Below are 747 nucleotides of genomic sequence, written 5' to 3'. Positions count from 1 at the left end.
TATAATGGCCGTCTGAATTTTTTGATAAAGCAAAAACATGGCAAACCAACGACTCATCTATGGCTTTCACGCCGTCAATGCCCGTTTGTGGCAAAACCCGAAATCGATTACCGAACTCTATATCCAAGAGGGCAAATCCGATGCGCGCACCCGCGATGTATTGGATAAGGCGGCCTCTGAAAACGTACGCGTGCATTTTGCTGATGCCGACCGCCTGAATGCCATCAGCAAAGGGGCGCGTCATCAGGGCGTGGTCGGGTTTATCGATGCCTCCAAAAACCATGTTCACTTGGAAGATGTGTTGGAAAACCTGAGCGAACCGCCGTTTTTGCTGGTATTGGACGGCATTACCGACCCGCACAACCTCGGCGCGTGTCTGCGTACTGCCGATGCGATGGGCGTGCATGCCGTGATTGCGCCCAAAGACAAAAGCGCCGGCCTGAATGCGACCGTCAGCAAAGTTGCCTGTGGTGCGGCGGAAACTGTGCCGTATATTACCGTAACCAATCTTGCCCGTACTTTGCGTGAATTGAAAGAGTACGGCATTTGGATTGTCGGCACGGACATGGGCGGCGACTCCGACCTTTACCACTGCGACTTGCCCGACAGCGTGGCCTGGGTAATGGGCAACGAAGGCGAAGGCATGCGCCGCCTGACGCGCGAACATTGCGATATGCTGGTATCGATTCCGATGTTTGGCACGGTAGAAAGCATGAACGTTTCCGTCAGCGCAGGCATGGTATTGAG

At 54.1% G+C, this 747-nt stretch carries 1 protein-coding gene; it reads left to right on the top strand.

What is annotated here, in order from left to right; all coding sequences use genetic code 11:
• Positions 1-37: 37 nt before the first annotated feature.
• Positions 38-747 (top strand): 23S rRNA (guanosine(2251)-2'-O)-methyltransferase RlmB (rlmB, locus tag ACTHUM_RS16395; RefSeq protein ID WP_440403478.1); only part of this gene is annotated, 710 nt, incomplete at its 3' end.

It is taken from the genome of Neisseria sp. P0021.S006 (assembly GCF_051956895.1).
The sequence above is the reverse complement of the archived record's forward strand: the minus strand, read 5'-3'. Positions and strand labels throughout refer to the sequence as shown.